This window comes from Corallococcus praedator (genome assembly GCF_003612125.1).
Taxonomy (GTDB): domain Bacteria; phylum Myxococcota; class Myxococcia; order Myxococcales; family Myxococcaceae; genus Corallococcus; species Corallococcus praedator.
Genome location: NZ_RAWI01000762.1, coordinates 1 through 1,007 on the forward strand (window position 1 = coordinate 1; position 1,007 = coordinate 1,007).

Below are 1,007 nucleotides of genomic sequence, written 5' to 3' on the forward strand. Positions count from 1 at the left end.
TCGGGGCACCTGGGCGTGGGCATGGAGCTGGGCTACCCGTTCGTGTCCGCGCGGGGCCTGTACGGCGTCCTGCCGGCGCTGGACCTGGGGCTGGGCGTGGACAGCGTCTACGGCCTGATGACGGAGATCCGCGCGGGCGCGCGCTTCACCCTGCTGGACGGTGCGAACGGCAGCCTGGCGCTCGTGGTGGATGGAGGCCGTGCGTTCTTCCTGCGTCCCCCGGACACGGAGCAGAAGGGCGCGCGCTACCTGAGCGGCCGGCGCGACTGGAACGTGGCCCCGGGCGTCGTGGCCTCCTTCCAGGGTGACGGGCCGCGCTCGGTGCGTCCGTACATGGACCTGCGGTGCCTGCTGGCCTTCGACCTGGACCCCATCCAGTCCTCGCCCCTGAGCGGCCTGCCGCCCGCGTGGAAGGTGGACGCGTCCATCCTCCTGCGCCTGGGCGCGGAGTTTCCGGTCGGCGAAAAGACGTCCTACGCTGTCTCCGTCGGCGGCGACTTCCGCAGTCGCTCCACGGATGCGGAGTTCATGCCCACGTTGTCCATTGGCGTGGTGTCCGCGTTGTTCTGAAGCCCCCTCCTTCTCGACTTGAGGTCATCCATGCGCGGCAGTGTCATCGGTGCAGGCTCGTTCGGTACGGCGCTCGCGAACGTGCTGGCGGTGAATTGCGAGGAGGTCCGCCTGTGGGGCCGTGAGCCCGGCGCGGTGGAAGCCATCAACACCCGCCACGAGAACGCCACCTACCTCAAGGGCATCCCCCTCTCCGAGCGCGTGCGCGCCACCACCGACCTGGAGGAGGCGCTGGCCGGGTCGGAGATGGTGGTGCTCGCCACGCCCAGCCACGCCACGCGCGAGGTGCTCGCGCGCGCGAAGGCGTTCCTGCCCAAGGGTGTGCCCCTGGTGACGGTGTCCAAGGGCATCGAGAACGAAACGCTCCTCACCATGACGGAGCTCTTGGAGGACTGTCTGCCGGAGGAGTTCCACCCGTACGTCGCGGTGCTCTCCGG

General features: G+C 69.8%; 2 protein-coding genes. Both read left to right on the top strand.

Annotated elements, in window-relative coordinates; all coding sequences use genetic code 11:
* Positions 1-570 (top strand): hypothetical protein (locus D7Y13_RS46220; RefSeq protein WP_120631064.1); only part of this gene is annotated, 570 nt, incomplete at its 5' end.
* Positions 571-600: 30 nt separating this feature from the next.
* The coding region (locus D7Y13_RS41560; RefSeq protein WP_158626208.1) for a 2-dehydropantoate 2-reductase N-terminal domain-containing protein at positions 601-1,007 on the top strand (407 nt) is incomplete at its 3' end.